Below are 22,925 nucleotides of genomic sequence, written 5' to 3'. Positions count from 1 at the left end.
ACTCCAACGACGAAGTCCCCCGGAAGGTAACGCTCTGTCTCAGAGGGTTCGCGCACCGAGCACGAGTCGAGCCCCCGTGATGTCGAAAGTCATCCTGTACCGCTCGAGGTACCCAGTACCCACCAGCCCGTCATGAATGATCTCCTGAAACAGAACCCGTGGCCCTGCGTGCGCGGTCTCCGGCGCCGCAGCCAGGTGAACACTCCCCTCAATCGTTGCCCAATGTCGTTGCCAGACGTAACCAGTCTCGTCAGTCCCACTCCGCGTCGTGACGTCGGAACCCTCCAGATCGACGCCGCAGTCCACCGCGAACCAAGTGTCCAGAATCAGGCTGTCCGACCCGGTGTCCACCTCCACGGTGATCTCCCGTCCGCTCGGCAGCACGAGCTGCGCGAACGGATCGGCCGACACCGACTCACGCCGTACGTCGAGCGGGATCTCAGGGCCATCGGCAACGAAGCTCTCCCGCGGCTGGACGGTCAGCGTCTTCGCGTCCGGATCGGTTGTGACGGTGTGGTTCTCGAAGAAGGTCGGCCCGAGGATCCCCGCGAAGTCGTCGCCCAGATCAGCGACACCGGCGACGTGTCCTTCAACCACGAAGTCACCGAGCGCGATCCGCGGTACCCGGACCAGCGGTACCTCGATCGCCTGCCCGGACATGCGCCGGCCGGTGAACGTCTCGCCGGTCTCGTCGAGGCCACCGGCGAGCGCGGACGAGATCACCGTGGTCCCGATGCCGGTGTCGACCAGGAAGCGGTGCTCCGCCGTACCGACGGTCACCGGGACCTGGACCAAGTGCTGAAGGCGGTCGAAGGTGACCGTTGTCATCGGTCAGTTGTCCAGGGTGCGGAGGAGGGCTAGTTCGGTTTGGACGCGGTGGTAGCCGAGCCAGTTGTTGATGGCAAGCATCGGGCCGTTCTCGTCGTCGTTGGAGGTGTACGCCGATGTGATCCCGGCCGCGGCCGCCCGCCGCAGAGCAACGGACTTCACCAGCTTCGCCAACCCCCGACCGCGGTACGCCGGGATCGTGCCGGTCATGCCCGACCACATCCGATCGCCGTCGGTCTCGACGATCGTGAAGGCCGCCATCTCGTCACCGGACATCGCCGCGATGCTGAGCGACTTGTCCATCGACGGGCTGTTCCAGATCTCCTCGAGCCACCGGTCGTACTCCATCGAGTCCATCGGCGAATCACCCGGCTCGTCCAGCGACGCGATCGTGTCGGCCGTGTACGCCGCCCGCGGATCCACCTCGTCGAACGACAGCAGCTCGATCCCCTCGGGCGTTTCCGGCTGCTCCGGCAACGACTTCAGCTCGACGCCGGCATAGTGCATCTGCCGCGTGCCGTCGTACCCGAGATTGCGGGCGAACTCGAGACCATCCGGATGGACGAACGTCCGCACGCGAATCGCGCCGACCTCGGTCAGATGCTGGTGCAACCGCTCCGCGAGCTGGCTGCCGATGCCCTGCTTGCGATGGTCGGGATGCACGAACACGGTGAGGTGACTCTGGCCCGGATTGCTCGTCCACACACTCAATCCGGCCGCTCCCCAGCCGACCACCTTGCCGTCGACCTCGGCCACCAGCGGCAGGAACCGCTCATCGGGGGTAAACACGGTGATCATGTGCCGCGTCGCCGCCGCCGACATCGCCTTGTACGGGTACACGGCCCGTCGTACCGCCGCCACCGCTTCGGCGTCGTCACCCACGGCCTGCCGGATCACCACCCGCGTCGTCATGCCCCGGACCCTAGTCAGCAGCCCTTGCCCACGCCACGCATTAACAACCAGCAACGCGATCGCAACAGCGGCGAGAGTCTCGTGATTCGGCTGTGTAGCGGAGTCGTACTAGAGTGACGCGGTGCTGTCGGACTGATCGCCCCGACCGCCGGAAGTGCCATCGTGGTTGCACGCGACGGGGTCACCGGCGGCGGGGCGTCCGCATTTACGCTTGACCCCGTTCAGATGTCAGGCGTAAACAACAAGCATGCAGATGACCGACGGCGCTTCAGCCGCCCGGACCTTCGCCGAGCTGATGGTCTCCGACGGCCCACGCCCGGAGTACGCCGAAGCCTTCGAGCCGTTCGCTCCGTTGATCGGGAGCTGGGATCTCGACGTCGCCTGGTACGACGAGACCGGCGCCGTCACGCGGCAGACGAAGGGTGAATGGCATTTCGCCTGGGTGCTCGACGGACGCGCGGTCGCGGACATCTGGATCACCCCCAGCCGTGCCGCCCGCGCCACCGACGGCGACGGCGAGTGGGGCCTGTCGATGCGCATCTTCGATCCCGACCTGCAGGCGTTCCGCTCGACCTGGATGGGACCGAAGGCAGCCTTCGTGATGCCGTTCGTCGCGCGCGCGACCGCGGACACGATCACGCTCGAGGCACAAGGCGCGAAGACCCGCTGGGAGTTCACCGGCATCACCGGGACCGGCTTCCACTGGCGCAACGAGGATGAAGATGCCGACGGCAACATCATCCTGCGGCAGACCTTCGTCGCAACCCGTCAGCGGTAGGTAGCGACCGCCGCCTCGGCCAACTCCAGCATCCGCGCCCTGATGTCAGCCGGTTCGAGCACCTCGACATCACCGGCGAACCCGAGCAACACCCCGCACGCGGCCTCCCGCACCCGGAAGTGCATCCGCAGGTGCGGCCAGTCGTCGTCGCTCGGTACGTCGCGCGCCGCCTCGCCTTTGGCCAGCATCGGCGTCGCGATCCGCCGCACCATCTCGACGCGCTCCCGCCGTACCCGGACCAGTACGTCGACCCCCAGCGGCATCTGCCGCTCGAGCCCCGAGCGCAGCCGATCCCACTCCGCACGTACGTCGAGCCCGTCGGGCCGATCCGCCAACTCCTCAAGGATGTCCGCATGCTCCACGCGCGACACCCGATACATCCGCGCCGCCCCGCGATGCGCTGCCACGAGGTACCAGCGTCCCGCCTGCTCCACCAGCCCCCACGGATCGACCGTACGGCGCTGCACGCCCTCGCTGGCCGACGCGTAGCGCAGGCGGACTCGTCTGCGTTTGACGACCGCTTGTCGCAGTACCGGCAACGCACCGGTGTCCTCGGCCTCCGCGAACCACCGTCGCCGGTCGACCACGATCGCACCGGACAACGCATCCGCGTCCCCCTGCAGCTCCACCGGCAACGTCGCGGACAGCTTCCCCATCGCAGAGTGCAGTGCGTCCTGCAGCCCGAGCTCCTCCGACAACGCAGCCCGCCCCGACCAGGCGAACAGCGCCTGCGCCTCCCGCGGCGTCAGCTCACTGACGTCGGCCCGATAGCCCGGCAGCAGCACACAGCCCCCGTTGCGTCCACGCTCGCTGTAGACGGGTACGCCGGCCGCGGACAACGCCTCCATGTCGCGCATGACAGTCCGCGTCGACACCTCCAGCCGCTCGGCGAGGTCGCGCGCACTCAGCCGCTCATGCCTCTGCAACAGCAGGATGATCTGCAACAACCGGTCCGCTCGCACGACTTCAGAATATGCGACAGAAGATGTCGTATATACCCCGCGAAGCTATTTGCCATGAACAACTTCGAAGACCCTCGCCCGATGTTCGTCCGTGCCCTCGACCAGGCCCAGCAACTGATGGAGTCGGTCAGGCCGGAGGAGCTCGACCTGCCGACGCCATGTACGGAGTACGACGTCCGCACGCTGCTCGGCCACCTGCTCACCGTGATCGGCCGGATCGACCTCGCGCTGTCGGGCGAGGACATCTTCAGCATCCCGACAGTGACCGAGACCGAGGACGTCGCCGGCGTTTGGAAAGAGCGCAGGACCGCCCTGGAGGCGACCCTCGCCGAAGACGATGTGCTGGATCGGGTCTGCCGGGTTCCTTGGGGCACGGTCTCCGGCGCCGTGGCGCTGAACTCCTACGGCCGCGAGCTCGCGACCCACTCGTGGGACCTGGCGAAAGCCACCAGCCGGCTGGACGTGCTCGACGACCGCATCGCGACGTACCTGCTCCCCATGAGCAAGCAGTACCTTCCCGCCGAGCCACGCGGCGGGCAGATCCCGTTCGACGCGGTCGTGCCGGTCGCCGACGACGCCGCGCCGTACGACCAGCTGGTGGCCTGGCAGGGCCGTCAGCCCTAGGCGATCCCGCCGTTCAGCGTCAGCCCGCCGTCGATCGTGACGGTCTGGCCGGTGAGCCACGACGCCTCATCGGACAGCAGGAACCACACCAGCGAGGCGACGTCCTCCGGCCGACCCAGCCGACCCAGTGGGTACGTCGACGCGACCTTGTCCTCACGTCCTTCGTAGAGGGCTCCGGCGAACTTGGTCTTGACCACCGCCGGAGCCACGGCGTTGACCCGGATCTCCGGAGCCAGCTCGACAGCCAGCTCCTGCGTGATCCGGGACAGCATCGCCTTGGTCGCGCCGTACCACCCGATGCCCGGCGAGGGACCCAGACCGGCCACCGACGACAGATTGACCACGGCCCCACCATGCGCGCGCATCCACGCGTCCCGGCAGGCCTTCACCCACGAGATCGCGGCCAGCACGTTGGTGTCGACCATCTTGGCCGCGACACCTTGGTCGACATCGAGCAGCTTGCCGTAGATCGGATTGATGCCGGCGTTGTTCACCAGCAGATCCACCGACCCGTACGTCGCCACCGCTGCCGCGACCACCGCGCCGCGGTGCGAGGCATCCGCGGCGTTGCCCGCGATCCCCAACGCGTGCTTCCGGCCACCCAGCGTTGCGACCGCCTCGTCGAGCGTCTCTTTGGTCCGGCCGGTGATGACGACGCGCGCACCGTCGGCCACCAGCCGCTGCGCGACCGCCAGCCCGATCCCGCGGGAGGCTCCGGTGACGATCGCCGTGCGGTTCTCCAGCGTCATCAGCTGAGACGCTCGAGCACGACCGCCATACCCTGGCCGCCGCCGACGCACATGGTCTCGAGGCCGAACTGCTTGTCCTCGAACTGCAGCCCGTTCACCAGCGTGGTCATGATCCGCGCACCGGTCGACCCGAACGGGTGTCCGAGCGCGATCGCCCCGCCGTGCACGTTCAGCTTGTCCTCATCGATCCCGAGCTCGCGCGCCGAACCGATCACCTGGACCGCGAACGCCTCGTTGATCTCGACCAGGTCGATGTCGTTGATGCTCATCCCGGCCCGGGCCAACGCCTGCTTCGACGCCTCCACCGGACCGAGGCCCATGATCTCCGGCGACAGACCGCTCACGCCGGTCGACACGATCCGCGCCAGCGGCGTCAGGCCGAGTTCGCGAGCCTTGGTGTCGCTCATGATCACGACCGCCGCGGCGCCGTCGTTCAGCGGGCAGCAGTTGCCTGCCGTGACAGTGCCGTCGGGACGGAACACCGGCTTCAGGCCGCTGACGCCTTCGAGCGTCGTACCCGCCCGCGGTCCGTCGTCCTTGCTCACGACAGTGCCGTCGGGCAGCGTGACCGGGACTATCTCCCGCTCGAAGAACCCGTTGCCGATCGCCTTCTCGGCAAGGTTCTGCGACCGTACGCCGAACACGTCCTGCTCGGTCCGGGTGATCCCCCGCAGCGTCGCGACGTTCTCCGCGGTCTGGCCCATCGCGATGTAGATGTCCGGGATCTGCCCGTCCGCGCGCGGGTCGTGCCAGGTGTCGTTGGTCTCGGCGTACTTCTCGGTCCGCGCGACCGCGTCGGTGAAGACCGGGTTGAACGCGCTCGGGTCGCCGACCCCGGCCGAGCCGAAGTTCTTGTACCGCGACACGCACTCGACGCCGGCGCTGACGAAGATGTCGCCTTCACCGGACTTGATCGCATGGAAGGCCATCCGCGCCGTCTGCGTCGACGACGCGCAGAACCGGTTCACCGTGGTCGCGGGCGTGTTGTCCCAGCCGAGCTGCACCGCGACCCGGCGGGCCATGTTGCCGCCGTGCTCGTCGTGCGGCTCCGCACAACCGAGCGCGAGGTCCTCGATCTGATCCCCGGTCAGCCCGATCTTCTCGGTCGCCGCCTTGATCATCTGTACGGCGAGGTCGTCCGGCCGGATCGTGGTCAGCGATCCCTTGAACGCGCGGCCGATCGGCGAACGCGCGGTGGAGACGATGACTGCTTCAGGCATCTCTTATCCCTTTCAGAGGCCCAGATCGCGGCCGATGAGTTCCTTCATGATCTCGTTCGAGCCGGCCCAGATCTTCGTCACCCGGGCGTCGCGCCAGGCGCGGGCCACCCGATACTCGTTCATGTAGCCGTACCCGCCGTGCAGCTGGACGCACGCATCCAGTACTTCGTTCTGCACGTGAGCGCTCCACCACTTGGTCTTCGCGGCGTCGACCGCGGACAGCCGGTCCTCGTCGTGCGCGACCACGCCGTTGTCGACGTACGCCTGCGTGACCTCGACCTTGGTGACGAGCTCGGCGATCAGGAACTTGTTGTACTGGAACGAGCCGACCGACTGGCCGAAGGCCTTGCGCTGCTTCACGTACTCGATCGTCTCGTCGAGGATCTGGGTCGCGTGCGCGATATTCGACACCGCGGCGCCGATCCGCTCCTGGGCCAGCCGCTCCATCATGTGGATGAAGCCGCGGTCGAGCTCGCCGAGCACGTTGTCGTCGGCGATGAACAGGTCCTCGAAGAACAGCTCCGACGTACCCGACTCGGTCTGACCGACCTTGTCGAGCTTGCGGCCGCGGGCGAAGCCCTCCATGCCCTCCTCGACCACGAACAGCGTGATGCCCTTCGCGCCCTTGGACGGGTCGGTCCGGGCGGCGACGATGACGAGGTCGGCCATGTCGCCGTTCGTGATGAAGGTCTTCGAGCCGTTCAGCACCCAGCCGCCGTCGGCCCGCTTCGCCGTCGTCTTCAGCGCGGCGAGGTCGGAGCCGCCCGACGGCTCGGTCATCCCGATCGCGGCGACGTACTCACCGGAGCAGAACTTCGGCAGCCAGCGCTGCTTCTGCTCCTCGGTGCCGAGGTCGACGAAGTACGGCGCGGCGCAGTCGTAGTGGATGCCGAAGCAGCTCGACAGCGAGGCGGAGACCTTCGAGACCTCTTCGGCGAAGACCTGGTTGAAGCGGTAGTCGCCGACGCTCGATCCGCCGTACTCCTCCGGCACGTCCAGCCCGAGGAAGCCCTGCTTGCCGGCCTCCAGCCAGGCGGCCCGATCGATCGTCTTCTCTTCGAGGAACTGCTCCATCCGCGGTACCAGCGAGCGGTCGCAGTACTCCTTGGCACTCGCTCGGAATGCGTGGTGGTCCTCGTTGAAGATGACGCGCTGCATCTAGGCCTCCCCAAGCTGTGAGATGTCTGGCTAAGCGCTTGCTTAGCTTCACGCGTTTGGTGCAAGGTGTCAACGTGTCCGCAGTCACGAGTCCCCTGGTTTGGGAGCATGTCCAGCCGGCCGCAGCCCGCCGGCTGCTGACCGGCGCCGTCGACGCGTTCGCCGAGCGTGGGTATCAGGCCACCACGACCCGCGACATCGCGTCCCGCGCGGGGATGAGTCCGGCCGCGCTGTACGTGCACTACCCGTCCAAGGAGCGCCTGCTCTTCGAGATCAGCCTCTACGGCCACAACGCGGCACTCGAGGTACTGCGCTCCGCCGACGCCGGCTCGACGCCCGCCGACCGACTTCGCTCGCTGGTCGCGGCGTTCACCGCCTGGCACGCCGAGCACCACACCATCGCCCGCGTGGTCCAGTACGAGCTGGTCGCCCTGACGCCGGAGCACCTCGCCGAGGTAGCCGTCATCCGACGGGCTATCTCCACCCAGATCGAGCAGGTGCTGGCGGACGGCGTACGCGACGGATCCTTCGCGGTCGCCGACCTTCCAGGCACGACTCTCGCCGTACTGTCGCTGTCCATCGACGTTGCCCGCTGGTACACACCGCATCGCGGCGACCCGGCGGCGCTGGGCAAGCTGTACGCCGACCTCGCGCACCGGATGGTCCAGACATAGCAAAGACCCCGCACCACTTGGTGCGGGGTCTTTTGCGTCAGCAGATCAGGCCTGCAGCGCAGCCTGGACGTCGAGGTGGATCTCCACCTTGTCGCCGATCAGGAGCTTGCCACCCTCGAGCGGGACGTTGAAGTCGATGCCCCACTCCTTGCGGCTGATCGAGGTCGAGGCCTCGAAGCCGATGATGGTCTGGCCGTAGGCGTTCTGGTCGACGCCGAGGAACTCGACGCCGAGCTCGACCGGCTTGGTCACGTTCTTGATGGTCAGCTCGCCGGCGAGGACGTAGTCGTCGCCCTCGGGCTTGATCGCGGTGCTGACGAAGGTCATCTTCGGGCTGTTCTCGGCGTCGAAGAAGTCGCCGGACTTCAGGTGCCCGTCGCGCTGCTCGTTCCGGGTGTGCACGGAACCGAGCTCGATGGAGACGCTCACGCCGGACTCCTCGATGGTGTCCTTGACGGTGATCTCGCCGCTGAACTCCTGGAAGGTGCCGCGGACCTTGGTCATCAGGTGCCGAACGGTGAAGCCGATCTCGGTGTGCGCGGTGTCGAGGGCGTACGTACCGGCGACCAGGCCGGGGATGGTGCTGGTCACAGTGCCGGTGGTGGTGTCGCTCATGGGGTCCTCTCGGGAAGGTGTACGTACTGGTCGGGGGCGACGCAGCCGGGTCTATAGTTAAAACTTCAACCGATGACTACGACAGTAGGCAGTAACGGTTTAAAAGTCAACTACATTCCCGGTACACTGTTCCCGTGACGACGATGGAGACTGGGACTCGGTGGCTCAGCCCCGAGCAGCAGGTGGCGTGGCGTGCGTACCTGCTGGGCACCGCACGCCTGATGGCCAAGCTGGACGAGGACCTGCGCCGGTTCGGCATCGGCATCAACGACTACGAGATCCTGGTCCGGCTCTCCGAGTCGCCTGACCGGCGGCTCCGGATGGCGGATCTGGCTGACCGGCTGCACCAGAGCCGGTCGCGCCTGACCCACACGGTCGGTCGCCTGGAGGCCGCCGACCTGGTCCGCCGTACGTCGTGCACCAGCGACAAGCGCGGCGTCTGGGCCGAGCTGACCGAGGCTGGATTCTCGCTGCTGGAGCAGGCCGCGCCGTACCACGTCGAGGGCGTCCGGGAGAACCTGGTCGACCTCGCCAGCTCCGACGACTTCGCTGCCGTCGGCCGCGTGTTCGACGCCGTCTCGGAGCACGTCGGACAGCGCTGAACAGCGTCTGATTATTGGCCCGCCGGGCCGGGTGTGATCTCCAAGGTCAGCTCGTCCCGGTCGGCGCCGCGGTAGGCCATCATCGAGTCGCGCATCCGCCGCTTGACGGGCGGCAGGTGGTTGACGGTACGCATCGCCGTACGCATGCCGGCCAGCGCGACGCGCCCGACGACCGGCTTGTGCACCGGGTCGGCCGACGTCATCTGCGCCCGCGACTTGATCACGGCATCGAAGCCGTACTCGATCATCTTCGCCTCGTACTCGTTGACGGCCGGGATCAGCTCCCGACGGCCATCGCGTACGTCGATCAGCGCGCGGCAGAGGTTCACGGCGTCGCGGAGCGCGGTGTTCGCGCCGACGCCGCGACCCGGCGTCATCGTGTGAATCGCATCACCCAGCAACGTGACGTTCGTGGTCTTCCACGGATCGAGCGGGACCGAGGTCCAGATGTTCACCGGGAAGCACGTGCCCGGATCGGTCAGCTCGAACAGCCGGCGCAGGTTCGGGTGCCAGCCCGGGGTGAGGTTGAGGGCGACCTTGACGAGCTCCTCGCCGCTCATCTCCATGATGTTCGCCGGCAGCTTGTCCCTGGTCGCGGACAGGCCCCAGTTGATGTAGTCACGCGTGTTGTCGAACTGCAGACCCGGCCAGCGGCGGATGAGCTCCTCGGTGTTACCGCCGATGCCGCTCTTCACGTGACCGTCCCGGTCCCACTGGAACTCCATCACGTGCAGGATGCAGGCGAATCCGCGCGGCGCGGTCACGATCGAGATGCCCTCGAAGACCTTCGGCGAGACCAGCTTCGCGCTCTCCTCGGTGATCGGCAGCTTGCCCGCGATCGCGAGGATCCCGGTCTCCTCGGTCTTCGCCTGCGGCAGGTACTGACGTCGTACGCGCGATCCTGATCCGTCCGCGGCAACGAGCAGGTCGCCGGTGGCGCTCGTACCGTCAGCGAAGTACGCCGTGACCTGGTCACCCTGCTGGCCTCTGTGCTGCTCGAACCGGGTGAACTCCTTGCCGAACTCGACGACATCGTCCAGCCCGGTCAGCAGCACCTGCCGCAGCGTCATCCGGCTGATCGACTTCTCGCTCTCGACCGGATCCGTCGACGCCGGGATCTCCATCGACAGGACCTCCTTGAGGTCCTCGGTGAGCATGTTGAAGTACTTCGGATCGCGCGCCTTCGTGGCCACGAACGTGTCGTACAGCTCCTTGGGCAGCAGCGCATGCAGCGCGCGGCTGCCATCCGGGTCGATCCCGACTCGGTAGCCGTGCAGGCCGTCGGTCCGGACAGCGTCCCGCTCGAACACGGTCACGCCGATGCCGGCTCGCTTCAGGCCGTGCGCCAGAGCCAGGCCGCCGGTCCCGCCGCCGATCACCAATACCTTCATTTTCCCTCGCTTCTTCAAGTATCTCGGTAAACCGAGTATCTTGGAGATCCGAGAGAAATGCAAGCCCTATGCTGAGGCGGACCATGACCAGTACTCGTGAAGAGCTCACCGGCGAGATCCAGCAGCGGATGATCCGATTCATCGCCGAAGCGGTGCTGTACAACCACGCCGTGTCGGCCAAGGTCGGACTCGGCGCGAGCGACTCGCAGTTCATGACGTTGCTGCAGACGTACGGCCCCCTGACGCCGCGGCAGCTCGCCGAGCGCACCGGTCTGACCTCCGGCACGGTCACCGGTGTCATCGACCGGCTCGAGTCCCACGGCTTCGTCACCCGCCGGCCAGATCCCGGCGATCGCCGCAAGGTAGTCGTCACGCCGTCGTTCGAGGCGATCCGGGAGAAGCTCGTCCCGCTGTACGCCGACCAGGGCGAGCGGATGCACGGCGTACTCGCATCACGGAGTGTCGAGGAGCTCCGGACCATCTCCGCGTTCCTCGCCGACTCGATCGCTGAAGCCGGCGGCTAAAGCGTTTGAGCCTGCCGGACGACTCCGGAAGCCTTCTCGGTGTGACAGACATTGACGGCCGGGCCGGCATCGACGCAGAGCTGGTCCGGCGACTGATCGCGCACCAGTTCCCGCAGTGGGCCGACCTTCCGGTCACCCCGGTGAAGGTCGACGGCTGGGACAACCGGACGTACCGGCTGGGCGCCGATCTGACCGCCCGCCTGCCGACGGCCGCTTCCTACGTGCCGGCCGTGGACAAGGAGCACCAGTGGTTGCCGGTGCTCGCGCCGTATCTGCCGGTCGAGATCCCAACGGCCATTGCCAAGGGCGCGCCGGGCGAGGGATATCCGCATCCGTGGGCGGTCCGGCGCTGGATCGACGGCCGGACCGCATCGACCGAAACCGTGACCGACCTGATCGCTTTCGCAGAGTCGATCGCGGACTTCATCCAGGCACTCCAGAGCGTCGACGCCACGGGCGGACCGCTCGCCGGCGAGCACAGCTTCTATCGCGGTGCGCCGCTGCAGCACTACCACGAGGAGACGGTCGAGGCCCTCGCCGTACTGAAGGACCGCATCGATGCGGACCTCGCGGGCGAGGTGTGGGACACCGCCCTGGCGGCGACGTGGGACCGGCCACCAGTGTGGTTCCACGGCGATATCGCGCACGGAAACCTGTTGGTGCAGGAGGGCCGGCTGACGGCCGTCATCGACTTCGGTACGTCGGGCGTCGGCGATCCGGCCTGCGACCTGGTGATCGCGTACACGTTCTTCTCCGACTCATCGCGCGACGCCTTCCGCGAGGCCGTTGATCAGGACTCCGGCATGTGGGCCCGAGCCCGCGGCTGGGCACTCTGGAAAGCTTTGATCACTTCAGACCTCGCTGTGGTGCAGGCCGTCCTGGACGACTACGTCACACAAACGCGCTGACGCCTTCGTACTCCCCCACCGCAGCAACGCCAGCAGTCTCGTACTCCAGCAGCATCAGACCACTCGGCGTTGCCTCGTGCTTCGTGAGCTTCAGCCCCGCGGTCTCACCTGACTGCTCGAACAGCCGCCTGCCGGCTCCGATAACCGTTGGCGCAACCACCAATCGCACCACATCCACCAGCCCGGCCCGCACCAGTGCACTCCCCAACCGAGCACTGCCATGGATCTGCAGCTCGCGACCCTCTCGCGCCTTCAGCTCTTCCACGCCTTCGAGCTGTAGGACGGTGGTCGGCTGCCAATCGCCTTCGCTGATCGTCCGACTCACGACGTACTTCGGCAGCGAGTTCATCCGTTCCGTGAACGGATCGTCGGGGTCAGTGATCCGCGGCCAGTCGCGCGCAAACGCGTCGTACGTCCGCCGTCCCAGCAACAACCCATCAGCAAGATCGAGCCATTCCGAGGTACGGCGTACGAACGTCTCGTCGATGAACGGCACCAGCCACCCACCACGGGTGAACCCGTCGCTCGTGTCTTCACTCGGAGACCCCGGCCCTTGGCTGACTCCATCCAGCGTCACGAACTCCGTCAGCACCAGCTTCATCGCGCGCCCTCCGCGACCGCAGCGAGCTGCTTCGTGACGGTCTCCCAACCGTCCGCGAACCCCAGCTCCTCATGCCGCGCCCGAGCCGCAGACGTCCCGTGCCGCACGATGATCCGGTAGTCCGTGCCCTCCGGATGCTCCGCGAGCATCACCTCGGCCGTCATCAGAAACGGCTCCGGGCTGGCAGGACGCCAACTGCTGTCGATCGCATTGGTGAACACCAGCCGCTCGATCTCCTCGACCACCAAGAAGCTCGCATCGAGATGCGGCACGAACTGCGTCCCGTCTTCGCTCAGCTGCGTCACCATCGCCCCGCCAGGACGCACCTCGAGCCGCTCCACCCGGCACACCGCCGGCGCCGGCACCCACCACTGCGCGAACTTCGCCGGATCGGTCCAGGCGTTCCAGACGGTCGCCCGCGGCGCTCGGATCACGCGCTCGACGGTCAGATCAAGCTCGGGATCAATCATGACTCTTCCTCCTGGGATTCCGTGACGAGCGGGGATTCCGTGACGAGGCGTTCCAGCCGATCGGTGCGGTCCGTCCAGATCCGGCGCTGCTCGGCGAGCCAGTCGTCGACGAGCGCCAGCCGCTCGCGATTCAGTACGCAGGTCCGCACCCGGCCGACCTTGACCGTGCGGATCAGCCCGTTCGACTCGAGCGTCCGGACATGCTTCATGAACGACGGCAAGGTGATCGGGAAGTCGGCCGCGAGCTCGCCCACACTGGTCGGCCCGCGCCCGAGCCGCCAGATCACACTGCGCCGGGTCGGATCAGCGAGCGCGACGAACACACCATCGACCTCACCCGAATACTGTGCCATGAGGCTAAGTATTGCCTTGCGCTGATACTTAGCGCAAGGGCTAACTGTTGGTTGGCCCCTCACCCCGTTGAGGTGAGGTGACGGTCCCGTGGCCGGGCCTAGAGTGCCGCCGTGGAGGTCGTCCGCTGAGGGAGGCAACATGGCCGACGTCGGGCCTGTCGAGTACGTGGTGATCGAGTTTCCCGGGAACCGCTTCAAGGGCGAGATCGTGCCGGTCCTGGCCGAACTGGTCGACAACGGGGTGGTCCGCATCCTCGACGTCGTCTTCATCAAGAAGGACGCCGAAGAGACGGTGACGCTGTTCGAGTACGACGGGCTGGACGACGTCCTGGAGTTCGGCTTCGCCGACGTCGAAGGCGAGGCCGGCGGCGTACTGAGCGACGAGGATCTGCGGATGGCCGCCGAGGTCGTCGCGCCGGACAGCTCAGCAGCGCTGATCGTCTGGGAGGACCGATGGGCGGCGCGGCTCGCGCAGACGATCCAGGACGCCGGCGGCCGGATCACGACCGGCGAGCGGATCCCGCAGCAGATCGTAGAGAAAGCCCTGGCCGGCATCGAGGCCGACTGACAGTTTGTCCGCGGTGACGGACGGAAAGGACGAGGCGATGTTGCGACGTCGAGGCGGGAGAGTCGGCCGGCCAGGCCTGATCGGCACGATGGCTCGTACGGCGGTCGTCGCCGGTACGGCGAGTGCTGTCTCCGGAAGTGTCTCGCGACAGCAGCAGGCACGGGCGCAGCAGGAGGCCGACGCGGCGGCGTACCGCCAGCAGCAGGCGACACCTGCACAGCAACCTCCGGCCCAGCCTGTCGCCGCGTCGTCAGTCTCCGATGTGGTGACGCAACTGAAGGAGCTCGCGGCGCTGAAGGATCAGGGAATCCTCACCGAGGAAGAGTTCGCCACCCAGAAGGCCCGAGTCTTGGGATCCTGATCCGCGGCCGGCCCCGCAACTCGGCCTCACCCGTCTGGGGTGATGCCGAGTTGCCAGGGTTGCCGATCAGCCGTCGGGTCAGTCGCGGGTGAGCTTGCGGTGGGTGACGCGGTGCGGACGGGCCGCCTCCGGGCCGAGCCGCTCGACCTTGTTCGCCTCGTACGACGCGAAGTTGCCCTCGAACCAGAACCACTTGGCCGGGTCCTCGTCGGTGCCTTCCCAGGCGAGGATGTGGGTCGCCACGCGGTCCAGGAACCACCGGTCGTGGGACACGACCACCGCACAGCCCGGGAACTCCAGCAGCGCATCCTCGAGCGATTGCAGGGTCTCGACGTCCAGGTCGTTGGTCGGCTCGTCGAGGAGCAGCAGGTTGCCGCCCATCTTCAGCGTCAGCGCCAGGTTCAGCCGGTTCCGCTCACCCCCGGACAGTACGCCGGTGGGCTTCTGCTGGTCCGGGCCCTTGAACCCGAATGACGCGACATACGCCCGGCTCGGCATCTCGAAGTTCGCGACCTTGATGAAGTCGAGCTCGTCGGACACCATCTGCCAGACCGTCTTCTTCGGGTCCAGGTTGCCGCGCGACTGGTCGACGTACGAGATCTTGACCGTCTCACCGAGCTTCAGGCCGCCCTTGTCCGGCTGCTCCTCGCCGATGATCATCCGGAACAGCGTCGACTTGCCGACGCCGTTCGGACCGACGACGCCGACGATGCCGGCCCGAGGCAGGGAGAAACTCAGGCCGTCGATCAGCGTGCGGTCGCCGAACCCCTTCTCCAGCTTGCTGACCTCGAGCACCGTGCTGCCCAGCCGCGGACCCGGCGGGATGTTGATCTCGTCGATGTCCAGCTTCTTGGAACGCTCGGCCTCGGCCGCCAGCTCCTCGTACCGCTGAAGGCGTGCCTTGCTCTTGGACTGCCGGCCCTTCGCGTTCGACCGGACCCACTCGAGCTCGCGCTCCAGGATCTTCTGCCGCTTGGCGTCCTTCTGCCCCTCGACGACCAGACGCGCCTTCTTGGTCTCCAGGTACTTCGAGTAGTTGCCCTCGTAGCCGTACGTCCGGCCGCGGTCGAGCTCGAGGATCCACTCGGCGACGTTGTCCAGGAAGTACCGGTCGTGGGTGATCGCCATGACGGCGCCCGGGTACTTCTGCAGGTGCTGCTCCAGCCACTGCACCGACTCGGCGTCAAGGTGGTTGGTGGGCTCGTCGAGCAGCAGGAGATCGGGCTGCTGCAGCAGGAGCTTGCACAGCGCGACCCGGCGACGCTCACCACCGGAGAGCTTGTCGACGATCGCGTCCGGCGGCGGGCACCGCAGCGCGTCCATCGCCTGCTCCAGCTGGGCGTCGATGTCCCAGGCGTTGCGGTGGTCGAGCTCGGTCTGCAGGTCGCCCATCTCGGCGAGCAGCGTGTCGTAGTCGGCGTCCGGGTCGGCCAGCTCGGCGGAGATCTCGTTGAAGCGGTCGAGCTTCTGCTTGGTGTCGCCGACCCCTTCCTGCACGTTCTCCAGCACGGTCTTGCCCTCGGTCAACGGCGGCTCCTGCAGCAGGATCCCGACCGTCGCCCCTTCCGCCAGCCGCGCCTCGCCGTTGGAGGGCTGGTCGAGCCCCGCCATGATCTTGAACAGCGAGGACTTACCGGTGCCGTTGGGCCCGACCACGCCGATCTTCGCGGCGGTGAGGAAGTTCAAGGTGACGTTGTCGAGAACGACCTTGTCGCCGTGCGCCTTCCGGACGTTGCGAAGCGTGTAGATGAATTCCGCCATACGTAGAGCCTATGTGCTTTCTCCACAGCCACGAATTCGGGCGTCCAAACGAGGCTCGACGAGTGCATCTTCTCCGTCGACAGGACATCCGCACGGAAGGCAGAACCCGATGAGCGTCAACGAAATCCATCTGACCGTAGTCGGCCGGATCGGCAGCGAACCCGACTTCAAGGAGATCGGCCAGGTCCCCCACCTCTCGTTCCGCCTCGCCTCCACCCCGAGGCAGTTCGACAAGATCCTCGGCAGGTTCGTCGAGAAGACCACCTCGTGGCTGCAGGTGGAGTGCTGGCGCTACCTCGCCCAGAACACGTTCGATTCGACGCGCGTCGGCCAGCCGGTCATCGTCAGCGGCAAGCTCCGCACCCACGAGTGGACCGACGACAAAGGCGAGCAGCGCAGCCGCCTCGTCCTGGAAGCCTTCTCGATCGGCCATGACCTCAACCGAGGCACGGCGACGTTCTCCAAGTCCGCCCCGCGAGGTGAGCATGCCGTTCCCGACGTGACCACCTCTCCTTTTCCCGCCGACGAGTACTCCGTCACGCCACTCCCGCTCTCGACGAGCACCGAACCGGCCGAAGCGGAGGCGGCATGACTATCTCACCCTTGACTTATATAAGCGCTGCCCGGCATTCTGAGGTCCATCCCAGCAGCCGAGCAGGAGAGGGAATCACCTGTGATCGACATCCTCGAGCACATCAACGCGGTCCAGCGCGACGTCAGCCGGACCGGCGAGACCGTGACGGTGCTGATGCGCCGCTCGTACCAGGCCGACCCGGCGGAGGTGTGGGACGCCCTCACGGATCCCGACCGGATGAAGCGCTGGTTCATGCCCGTCTCCGGCGATCTCCAGGTCGGCGGCACCTTCCAGCTGGAGGGCAACGCCGGCGGCGAGATCCTGGAATGCGAGCCGCCCAAGCGGTTCAAGGTGACCTTTGGTGGTCCCAACAGTCTCCTCGAGTTGCGTCTACTCCCCGGAGCGGACGCCTCCACCGAGCTGGAGCTCGAGCACTCGATGAGCGAGGCTCCGGCGCCTGGCGGCGCGGGCGCGCTCTGGGTCGGCCCGGGCTGGGACGGCGGTTTGCTCGGCCTCGCGCTCTACGTCACCGGCGAGCTTCCGGCGGACGCCGACCCGACGGCGATGGCCAACTCCGCCGAGGTGATCAGCTACAACGAGCAGTCGGTCCGAGCGTGGATCGAAGCCATCCGCGCCTCCGGGACGACGACGGAGGAAGACTTGACCTCCGCGGCCAAGATCTCGATGTCCCAGTACGCCCCCGACGCCGAGCTCTGACCTGTGCTGTCCGCCGGGGCGCGCGTCAACTCTTGCGCGTGCCCCAGCGGCAGCTCGACTTCCCGACGAGTGGACGCCTAGCCGCGCGCAGTGGCGAGGCTGTCGCGGCAGGTCGTGTACGCCGTGAGCTCGTCGCGAGCCGGCGCAACTACGTGGCTGTCAGCAACCTTCTCGAGTTCGGTCCGCAGCGCCTTCGCCACCTGACGGGAGCGACGCAGCGCACCGTTGGTCGCGAACACCCGGCAGACGAAGGAGAGCGCCAGACCCAGGACGGCACCACCGACCAGCATGACCCATGCGTACGGGATGCCGTTCCATTCCGGCAGCGGCGGGTCGTTCAGATCGGCGATTCGCGCCACCAGCAAGGCGATCAGCCACGCGGCGCCGCCGAGCGTGACCAGGAACAGCAGCCACTGCACGATCCGCGCGAAGCTCCACCAGCCCGGATTGTTGGCGACGCCAAGGTCCGTCCGCGCGACCGCCTGGTCGAGCTCGTCGCCGAGCGACTCCTCGCGCCGCCGGATCGCCGTACGCACCGAATCGGCCCACGGACGCGACAGTCCTTCCGCGGCCTTGTTCGTGATCGTGCGGACGGCGGCATCCATCCGGGCTCGCTGCACGGGTGTTGCCGCAGGCAACGAAGAGCGCGCGATCGCGACCTCGCTCGATGCCGACTTGCGCAACGCCTTGCCCTGCTCGCGCGACACCTGGTCGCCGTGCAGCCGCCGCAACGGATCCGGACGGAACCGCTCGACCCACTTGGTCAACGGCCACCCCGTCGCAGCGCGAGCACGCTGGAGGTAGGAGCGGCGTACTGCGTCGGCAACGACCGACAGCCCGCTCGCGTCCGACAACGCGTCGACCAGTTCGGTCACGTCCGCGTCGGCGATCTCCGGTGTCTTCGCGTTGCCGCACTGGCTCGCCATGCGGTCCGCGACCCGGTCGACGTCGGCGGAGAGGCGCTCGCGTGCGGAGCGCTTGTTGCTGACCCGCTTGACCAGCAGGCCGCGCACCTCTTCGAGACCGTCGCCACTGACGGCCGAGGTCGCGACGACCGTCGGCGACTTGAGACCGTCCGACTTGAGCAGCCGTTCCAGGTCTTCGAGGCAGCTCTTCCGCTGGTCCGGCGTCAACTTGTCGATGTGGTTCAGCGCGAACACCATCACCCCGGAATGCGAGGCGAACGGTTTGATGTACCGGTTGTGCAGTGCCGCATCGGCGTACTTCTGCGGATCCACCACCCACACGAGCATGTCGACCAGCTCCACGAGCCGGTCGACGATCAGGCGGTGCTCGACTTCGGTCGAGTCGTGGTCAGGAAGGTCCAGCAGGACCAGTCCGTCCAGGTCCTCGGAGTGCGCTTCCTCGAGCGAGCTCCGGTGCTGCACCTGGTGGCGGCGCGGGATCCCGAGCCAGCTCAGCACCTCACCGGCCGGCTCGTCACCCCAGACACAGGCAAGCGGCATCGAGCTCGTGGGCCGACGCGTTCCGATCGCGGCCAGGTCGAGCCCGGTCAGCGCGTTGAACAGCGACGACTTACCGGAGCCGGTCGCGCCGGCCAGCGCGACGACAGTGAGGTCGCCGGACATGCGCAGGCGTTGTCCGGCCCGGTCGACGATCTGCGTCGCCTCGGTGAGCACCACCGGGTCGAGCCGACCGTCGCCGGCCTTCGCGGCCACGTCGATGGCATCGATCTTCTTCAGGACATCGGTTTCGCCCCGGACCGGGGTCTCGACCGTATCCACTGTTTCCGTCACGTGCAGTCCTCCACCGCGCGCGCGGCCTCCGTCAGTTGCCTGGCCGTCTCGGCGTCGACCGGATGCTGGTCAAGGACAGCCAGATAGCGGGCGAATTCGGCATCCATCAGTGCATGAACCTTACCGTCAAGGTCCTCGCGTGCCTTGTCCACCATGCCCTGAACTGCCTTGTCGCCGAAAACTGCTTCCAGCAGCCGCTGCCCGACCACCGCGCTGCCCGCACCGACGCTCGCCTCAGCGCCCTTCGGGATCCCGGTCTCGCGGGCGAAAACCACCACCATCAGCGAAAGGCCCAGCCCATTAACGCCGTACTCCAGGATGCGTGCCGTCGACTTCTTGGCGCCGCCTTCCTTACGGATCACGTCGAGGACGAACGCCTGCCACTCCCGGACCGCACGAGCCGCAGTATCCGGGAACGCCGGCGACAACGCGCCGAGCGAGCTCTCAGGGTCTTCCTCGGCGAGCGCCGCGTCACCGACAGCCAGCAGTTGGCGACCGGGGGCGGTTGCCTGCCACGCCTTCTCCGCACGTTCCGCCGCGGCCGTCGCGTGCTCGCGCAGCAGCGACTCCAATCCGGACTGGATCGCGTCGCTGACGTCACGCGTTTCCGCCGGCTTGTTGCCGAGCGAAGTCTTCAGCCGATCGCGCAGCCGGCCCGCGTTGGACTGCAGGCCCTTCAGCAGTTCACCAGTGCCGACAAACTCCTGCCAGCGAGCAAGCACCTCGCCGCGCATCAGCGTTCCGTCCTGGCACGCCTTGGCGATGTCCTTCACAGCCTGGTCGTACGCCGACTCCACCGACGACCGCAGCTCGATCGCGGTGTCCGCCTGCGCCTTCACAGCCTCGGCGAACGGTGCAGTCGTCTTCACCATCGCGCTGACCGCACCTTGCAAGGTGCGGCGAACTACGCCCGCGCGCGCCTCGGCATCGGCGGCGAGGTCGACGAGCCAGTCCTTGATCGAGGCAACCGTTGCCTGCGGCAGCATTCCGTTGCCATCGACAACAGTCTCCTGGATGGAGAACAGCGGCGAATCGCCGAGTCCGCGCTCGAGCAGCATCTGCGCGAGGTGCCCGGTGATGTCGTCGATCGTCTCGCTCGGAGCCCGGTCGAGTACAACCGCGACCGCAGTACTGCGATCCGATGCGGTCTGCAGGAACTCCCACGGGACAGCGTCGGAGTACCGCGCCGCCGTGGTGACGAACAGCCAGAGGTCTGCGGCTCCGAGCAACTGCGTCGCGAGATCACGGTTCGCCTCGACGACGGAGTCGATGTCCGGCGCGTCCAGGATCGCGAGCCCACGCGGAACGGTGTCAGCGGCAACCAACCGCAGCTGCCCAGCATCCTCCATGCCACCCGGCTCGTCCGAACTCGTCCGTGCCATCCCCGGCAGCACCCGGTCACCCACGAACCAGTCCGCATCCGCCGGGTGATGAATCAACACCGGCGACCGGGTAGTAGGCCGCAACACACCCGGCTCACTCACTACCTTGCCGATCACCGTATTGACCAGCGTCGACTTCCCAGCCCCGGTCGACCCACCAACCACAGCCAGAACCGGTGCCTCAAGCTGCACCAACCGCGGCAACAGGTAGTCATCCAGCTGATCCAGCATCCCCTTCTGCTGCTGCCGAGCCTCGTCAGCCCCCACAACCTCCAGCGGCAACCGACTACCCGCCAGCACTCCCCGCAACTTCATCAACGCAGTAATCAAAGCCATAGCAGCCTGCTCAGCCGCCAACCGCTCCCTTAACTGCGCCGCAGTCAGCTCCTCTTCCCCGTCCCCATCGGCGGCGTCTCCCTCGGCCCCATCCTCATCCGAGTCATCACCACCATCGCCAGCAACCGCGCCGTCGGCGGCCCCATCCGCAGCCTCATCCGCGGACTCAGCGGCACCGTCTACGGACCCAGCGCCGTCATCCTCCGCAGCCTCGCCCGCGACGTCACCTGCAGACTCGTCCGCAGCGTCCGACGCGGCATCTCCGCCACCATCTGCGGCCGCCTCGGCAACACCATCCGCGGCTTCCCCAGCTACCTCATCCGACGCACCATCCGCCGCGACGTCGTCTGCGGCCTCAGCCCCCGCGTCGTCACCCGCCTCATCAGCTGCCTCGTCCGCGCCGTCCGCAGCACCAGCCGGAGCAGCCGCAGCACCAGCCGACTCATCTGCGCCGTCAGCGGCCGTGCCATCAGCATCAGCTGCTGGATCACCGGCCGCCGGCTCAGTCCCATCAACTGCCGCAACGTCAGCCGATCCGTCGGCAGCGTGCCGCCCAGCCGCACCAGCCGCACCCTCAGCCGCCGACTCCGCGGCCTCGCCGGCCGGTTCATCCGAGCCGTCGTCCGCCGCACTGCCCGCAGCCGCCCCAGCACCAGCGTCCTCCGCAGCACCAGGCTCGGCACCGCCCTCGCCCACGACGTCGTTCCCCGCATCGCGCGCACCGTCGTTCTCCGTCTCGGCTGCGCCGTCGCTTGCCACCTCGTCAGCGTTCTCGGCCGAACTCGACCCAGCTTCCTCGGCAGCCTCGTCCGCGGCACCATCTACCGCGCCACCGTCCGACTCACCAGCCGCGTCGGCGGCCTCGTCAGCCGTTCCCGCGCCCGCGTGCTCCGTCGCGTCTGCGACTGCCGATCCGGCAGCCGAGTCGGCCGCGTCATCAGTTACCTCGGACGCCACACCTTCAGCCGCCTCGTCGGCTGCGTCATCCGTCGACTCCTGCGCGGTCTCGGTCGACTCGTCCGCAGCTTCGCGAGTGGCCTGCTCGGCGGTCTCGTCGGCTGCGGCGTCCGTGTCCTCGGCGTCGCTCGCGTTGGGCTGCTGCTCGTCGGAGCCGTCCTGGGCGTCCTGAGTGCCGTTCTCCGGCTGTTTGGGGAGGCCGATGATGATGTTGCCGTACTCGAGGGGAAAGCCGTCAGGCGACTCGTCCGGCTCGTACACGACACCCACCCGCGGTGCTGCCGCGCCGCCAGAGCCTTGTACCGCGTTGCCGTGACCAGCCTGCGCGCTCAACTCGCCTACCCGCCCCGTCCCCTCACCGCCCTCAGCGGTGCCCCCGCCAGCCTGTCCAGTGCCTCCGCCAGCCTGCGCGGCGTCTTCGCCAGCCTGCGCGGTCCCTCCACCGGCGTGCGCGGTCCCTCCACCGGCCTGCGCGGTCCCTGTACCGGCCTGCGCCGTGCCTGCACCGGCCTGCGCGGCGTCGTCCGTCGCCTGCGTGGAGGCTTCCGCGGGCTTGGGGGTGGCCTCTGCCGTCGGTACGCCGGTGTGCTCGGTCGACGTCTGGTCGGTCGAGGTGGATGGGTCGGTCGGCGAGGTGGCGGTTGGGGTGGCTTCTGCGGTTGGCGACGGGTGGTTGGCCTCGGACGGCGCGTCAGTCGTCGTACCGGGGTGCTCGGAGTCTGTTGTGGGGCTCTCGGCGCCTGCTTCTGCGGCCTCTGCGGCTTGTGCGGACTCGGAGGTGCTCGCGGTGGGCTCGGTCGACTCCGGAGCTGCTGTCGGCTGGCCCGGCGTGGCTGCGCCGTCCTGAGTCAGCTTGTCTTTGGAGTCAGACGTGACTGCACCGTCGGTCGCCACGCCGTCGTGAGCGCCGGTGGACGGTTCGTCGGAGGATTGAGCCTCGGGCGGGACCGGCGTGGCGGTGGGTTCCTGGTCGGGGGCCGACTTTTTGCGGCGGCGGCGCCAGAAGCCTCGGGGTTTGGGGGTGGACTGGGCGATGAGATTCGCCAGCTCCTGGGCAGGCTGATCCTGGCTCGGAACCCGCGGTTCCGAACCTTCACCAGCTGCTGACCTGGTGTCAGCCACGTCGTCCGTCCACGAGCACAG

The 22,925-nt window shown here is 67.5% G+C and carries 24 protein-coding genes; 10 read left to right on the top strand and 14 right to left on the bottom strand.

The genetic code is table 11. The features are described 5' to 3' along the window. Window positions 1–39 precede the first annotated feature (39 nt). Window positions 40–828: a retropepsin-like aspartic protease gene (locus ACQPYH_RS12365; protein WP_432890236.1), complete on the bottom strand. Its 789-nt coding sequence runs from the start codon at window positions 826–828 to the stop codon at window positions 40–42. A 3-nt stretch (window positions 829–831) separates the two neighbouring features. Further along, window positions 832–1,740, bottom strand: a complete 909-nt coding sequence (locus ACQPYH_RS12360) for a GNAT family N-acetyltransferase (protein WP_432890234.1) — start codon at window positions 1,738–1,740, stop codon at window positions 832–834. A gap of 247 nt (window positions 1,741–1,987) precedes the next feature. Here ACQPYH_RS12360 and ACQPYH_RS12355 point away from each other — a divergent pair, with 247 nt between their 5' ends. Continuing rightward, a complete protein-coding gene (locus tag ACQPYH_RS12355; protein WP_432890232.1) occupies window positions 1,988–2,518 on the top strand; it encodes a hypothetical protein in 531 nt (176 codons plus the stop codon). Here the strand turns inward: ACQPYH_RS12355 and ACQPYH_RS12350 are convergent. Further along, entirely contained in the window at window positions 2,509–3,480 is a 972-nt protein-coding gene (locus ACQPYH_RS12350; protein ID WP_432890230.1) for a helix-turn-helix transcriptional regulator, read from the bottom strand. The genes ACQPYH_RS12355 and ACQPYH_RS12350 overlap by 10 nt on opposite strands. Window positions 3,481–3,534: 54 nt before the next feature. On the opposite strand from ACQPYH_RS12350, the gene ACQPYH_RS12345 reads away from it, so the two are divergent. Further along, complete coding sequence (locus ACQPYH_RS12345) at window positions 3,535–4,104, top strand: TIGR03086 family metal-binding protein (RefSeq protein ID WP_432890227.1); 570 nt, start codon at window positions 3,535–3,537, stop codon at window positions 4,102–4,104. Here ACQPYH_RS12345 and ACQPYH_RS12340 read toward each other — a convergent pair. Genes ACQPYH_RS12340 through ACQPYH_RS12330 form a run of 3 tightly spaced genes read right to left on the bottom strand, consistent with a single transcriptional unit; the run spans window position 4,101 to window position 7,231 of the window. Then, window positions 4,101–4,853, bottom strand: coding sequence for an SDR family oxidoreductase (locus tag ACQPYH_RS12340; protein ID WP_432890224.1), 753 nt, complete (start codon window positions 4,851–4,853; stop codon window positions 4,101–4,103). The genes ACQPYH_RS12345 and ACQPYH_RS12340 overlap by 4 nt on opposite strands. Continuing rightward, the gene (locus ACQPYH_RS12335; protein ID WP_432890221.1) at window positions 4,853–6,073 is read right to left on the bottom strand and encodes an acetyl-CoA C-acetyltransferase; all 1,221 of its coding nucleotides are present in this window, start codon (window positions 6,071–6,073) and stop codon (window positions 4,853–4,855) included. The genes ACQPYH_RS12340 and ACQPYH_RS12335 overlap by 1 nt, the downstream gene beginning before the upstream one ends. A gap of 12 nt (window positions 6,074–6,085) precedes the next feature. Then, the gene (locus tag ACQPYH_RS12330; RefSeq protein ID WP_130438739.1) at window positions 6,086–7,231 is read right to left on the bottom strand and encodes an acyl-CoA dehydrogenase family protein; all 1,146 of its coding nucleotides are present in this window, start codon (window positions 7,229–7,231) and stop codon (window positions 6,086–6,088) included. Between the two features lie 74 nt (window positions 7,232–7,305). Here ACQPYH_RS12330 and ACQPYH_RS12325 point away from each other — a divergent pair, with 74 nt between their 5' ends. Beyond that, entirely contained in the window at window positions 7,306–7,905 is a 600-nt protein-coding gene (locus ACQPYH_RS12325; RefSeq protein WP_130438737.1) for a TetR/AcrR family transcriptional regulator, read from the top strand. A 45-nt stretch (window positions 7,906–7,950) separates the two neighbouring features. Here the strand turns inward: ACQPYH_RS12325 and ACQPYH_RS12320 are convergent, their stop codons facing one another. Then, window positions 7,951–8,520 carry a YceI family protein gene (locus ACQPYH_RS12320; protein WP_432890218.1) on the bottom strand — a complete coding sequence of 190 codons (570 nt, stop codon included), beginning with the start codon at window positions 8,518–8,520 and terminating at the stop codon, window positions 7,951–7,953. A gap of 143 nt (window positions 8,521–8,663) precedes the next feature. Between ACQPYH_RS12320 and ACQPYH_RS12315 the strand changes: the two genes are divergently transcribed. Then, window positions 8,664–9,122, top strand: coding sequence for a MarR family winged helix-turn-helix transcriptional regulator (locus tag ACQPYH_RS12315; protein ID WP_432894386.1), 459 nt, complete (start codon window positions 8,664–8,666; stop codon window positions 9,120–9,122). An 11-nt stretch (window positions 9,123–9,133) separates the two neighbouring features. Here ACQPYH_RS12315 and ACQPYH_RS12310 read toward each other — a convergent pair whose 3' ends face one another. Then, a complete protein-coding gene (locus ACQPYH_RS12310) occupies window positions 9,134–10,513 on the bottom strand; it encodes an FAD-dependent oxidoreductase (RefSeq protein ID WP_432890216.1) in 1,380 nt (459 codons plus the stop codon). An 83-nt stretch (window positions 10,514–10,596) separates the two neighbouring features. Between ACQPYH_RS12310 and ACQPYH_RS12305 the strand changes: the two genes are divergently transcribed. Together ACQPYH_RS12305 and ACQPYH_RS12300 are read left to right on the top strand one after the other, a co-directional pair. Next, window positions 10,597–11,037 (top strand): MarR family winged helix-turn-helix transcriptional regulator, encoded by a 441-nt coding sequence (locus ACQPYH_RS12305; RefSeq protein ID WP_432890214.1) that lies wholly within the window; start codon window positions 10,597–10,599, stop codon window positions 11,035–11,037. 41 nt (window positions 11,038–11,078) lie between these two features. Further along, the gene (locus ACQPYH_RS12300; protein WP_432890212.1) at window positions 11,079–11,945 is read left to right on the top strand and encodes an aminoglycoside phosphotransferase family protein; all 867 of its coding nucleotides are present in this window, start codon (window positions 11,079–11,081) and stop codon (window positions 11,943–11,945) included. Here the strand turns inward: ACQPYH_RS12300 and ACQPYH_RS12295 are convergent. Genes ACQPYH_RS12295 through ACQPYH_RS12285 form a run of 3 tightly spaced genes read right to left on the bottom strand, consistent with a single transcriptional unit; the run spans window position 11,929 to window position 13,369 of the window. Then, window positions 11,929–12,546: a dihydrofolate reductase family protein gene (locus ACQPYH_RS12295; protein ID WP_432890210.1), complete on the bottom strand. Its 618-nt coding sequence runs from the start codon at window positions 12,544–12,546 to the stop codon at window positions 11,929–11,931. The genes ACQPYH_RS12300 and ACQPYH_RS12295 overlap by 17 nt on opposite strands. Beyond that, window positions 12,543–13,016: an SRPBCC domain-containing protein gene (locus ACQPYH_RS12290; protein ID WP_432890207.1), complete on the bottom strand. Its 474-nt coding sequence runs from the start codon at window positions 13,014–13,016 to the stop codon at window positions 12,543–12,545. The genes ACQPYH_RS12295 and ACQPYH_RS12290 overlap by 4 nt, the downstream gene beginning before the upstream one ends. Continuing rightward, a complete protein-coding gene (locus ACQPYH_RS12285) occupies window positions 13,013–13,369 on the bottom strand; it encodes an ArsR/SmtB family transcription factor (protein ID WP_432890204.1) in 357 nt (118 codons plus the stop codon). Before ACQPYH_RS12285 ends, ACQPYH_RS12290 begins: the two co-directional genes overlap by 4 nt. A gap of 139 nt (window positions 13,370–13,508) precedes the next feature. Between ACQPYH_RS12285 and ACQPYH_RS12280 the strand changes: the two genes are divergently transcribed. Both ACQPYH_RS12280 and ACQPYH_RS12275 read left to right on the top strand, forming a co-directional pair. Continuing rightward, the gene (locus ACQPYH_RS12280; protein ID WP_432890201.1) at window positions 13,509–13,937 is read left to right on the top strand and encodes a DUF6325 family protein; all 429 of its coding nucleotides are present in this window, start codon (window positions 13,509–13,511) and stop codon (window positions 13,935–13,937) included. A 13-nt stretch (window positions 13,938–13,950) separates the two neighbouring features. Next, window positions 13,951–14,298, top strand: a complete 348-nt coding sequence (locus ACQPYH_RS12275) for an SHOCT domain-containing protein (RefSeq protein WP_432890198.1) — start codon at window positions 13,951–13,953, stop codon at window positions 14,296–14,298. A gap of 78 nt (window positions 14,299–14,376) precedes the next feature. Here ACQPYH_RS12275 and ettA read toward each other — a convergent pair whose 3' ends face one another. Then, window positions 14,377–16,059: an energy-dependent translational throttle protein EttA gene (gene ettA, locus ACQPYH_RS12270; protein ID WP_432890195.1), complete on the bottom strand. Its 1,683-nt coding sequence runs from the start codon at window positions 16,057–16,059 to the stop codon at window positions 14,377–14,379. A 109-nt stretch (window positions 16,060–16,168) separates the two neighbouring features. Here ettA and ACQPYH_RS12265 point away from each other — a divergent pair, with 109 nt between their 5' ends. Together ACQPYH_RS12265 and ACQPYH_RS12260 are read left to right on the top strand one after the other, a co-directional pair. Beyond that, window positions 16,169–16,651 carry a single-stranded DNA-binding protein gene (locus tag ACQPYH_RS12265; protein WP_432890192.1) on the top strand — a complete coding sequence of 161 codons (483 nt, stop codon included), beginning with the start codon at window positions 16,169–16,171 and terminating at the stop codon, window positions 16,649–16,651. Window positions 16,652–16,732: 81 nt separating this feature from the next. Continuing rightward, window positions 16,733–17,350, top strand: a complete 618-nt coding sequence (locus tag ACQPYH_RS12260; protein WP_432890189.1) for an SRPBCC family protein — start codon at window positions 16,733–16,735, stop codon at window positions 17,348–17,350. Between the two features lie 77 nt (window positions 17,351–17,427). Here ACQPYH_RS12260 and ACQPYH_RS12255 read toward each other — a convergent pair whose 3' ends face one another. Both ACQPYH_RS12255 and ACQPYH_RS12250 read right to left on the bottom strand, forming a co-directional pair. Continuing rightward, on the bottom strand, window positions 17,428–19,107 hold the full coding sequence (locus ACQPYH_RS12255) for a GTPase (protein ID WP_432890186.1): 1,680 nt from the start codon (window positions 19,105–19,107) through the stop codon (window positions 17,428–17,430). Continuing rightward, window positions 19,104–22,904, bottom strand: coding sequence for a dynamin family protein (locus ACQPYH_RS12250; protein ID WP_432890184.1), 3,801 nt, complete (start codon window positions 22,902–22,904; stop codon window positions 19,104–19,106). Before ACQPYH_RS12250 ends, ACQPYH_RS12255 begins: the two co-directional genes overlap by 4 nt. Window positions 22,905–22,925: the final 21 nt, after the last annotated feature.

The sequence above is a fragment of the Kribbella sp. CA-245084 genome (genome assembly GCF_050942355.1).
Taxonomy (GTDB): domain Bacteria; phylum Actinomycetota; class Actinomycetes; order Propionibacteriales; family Kribbellaceae; genus Kribbella.
This window is presented reverse-complemented; position numbering and strand designations above follow the sequence as displayed.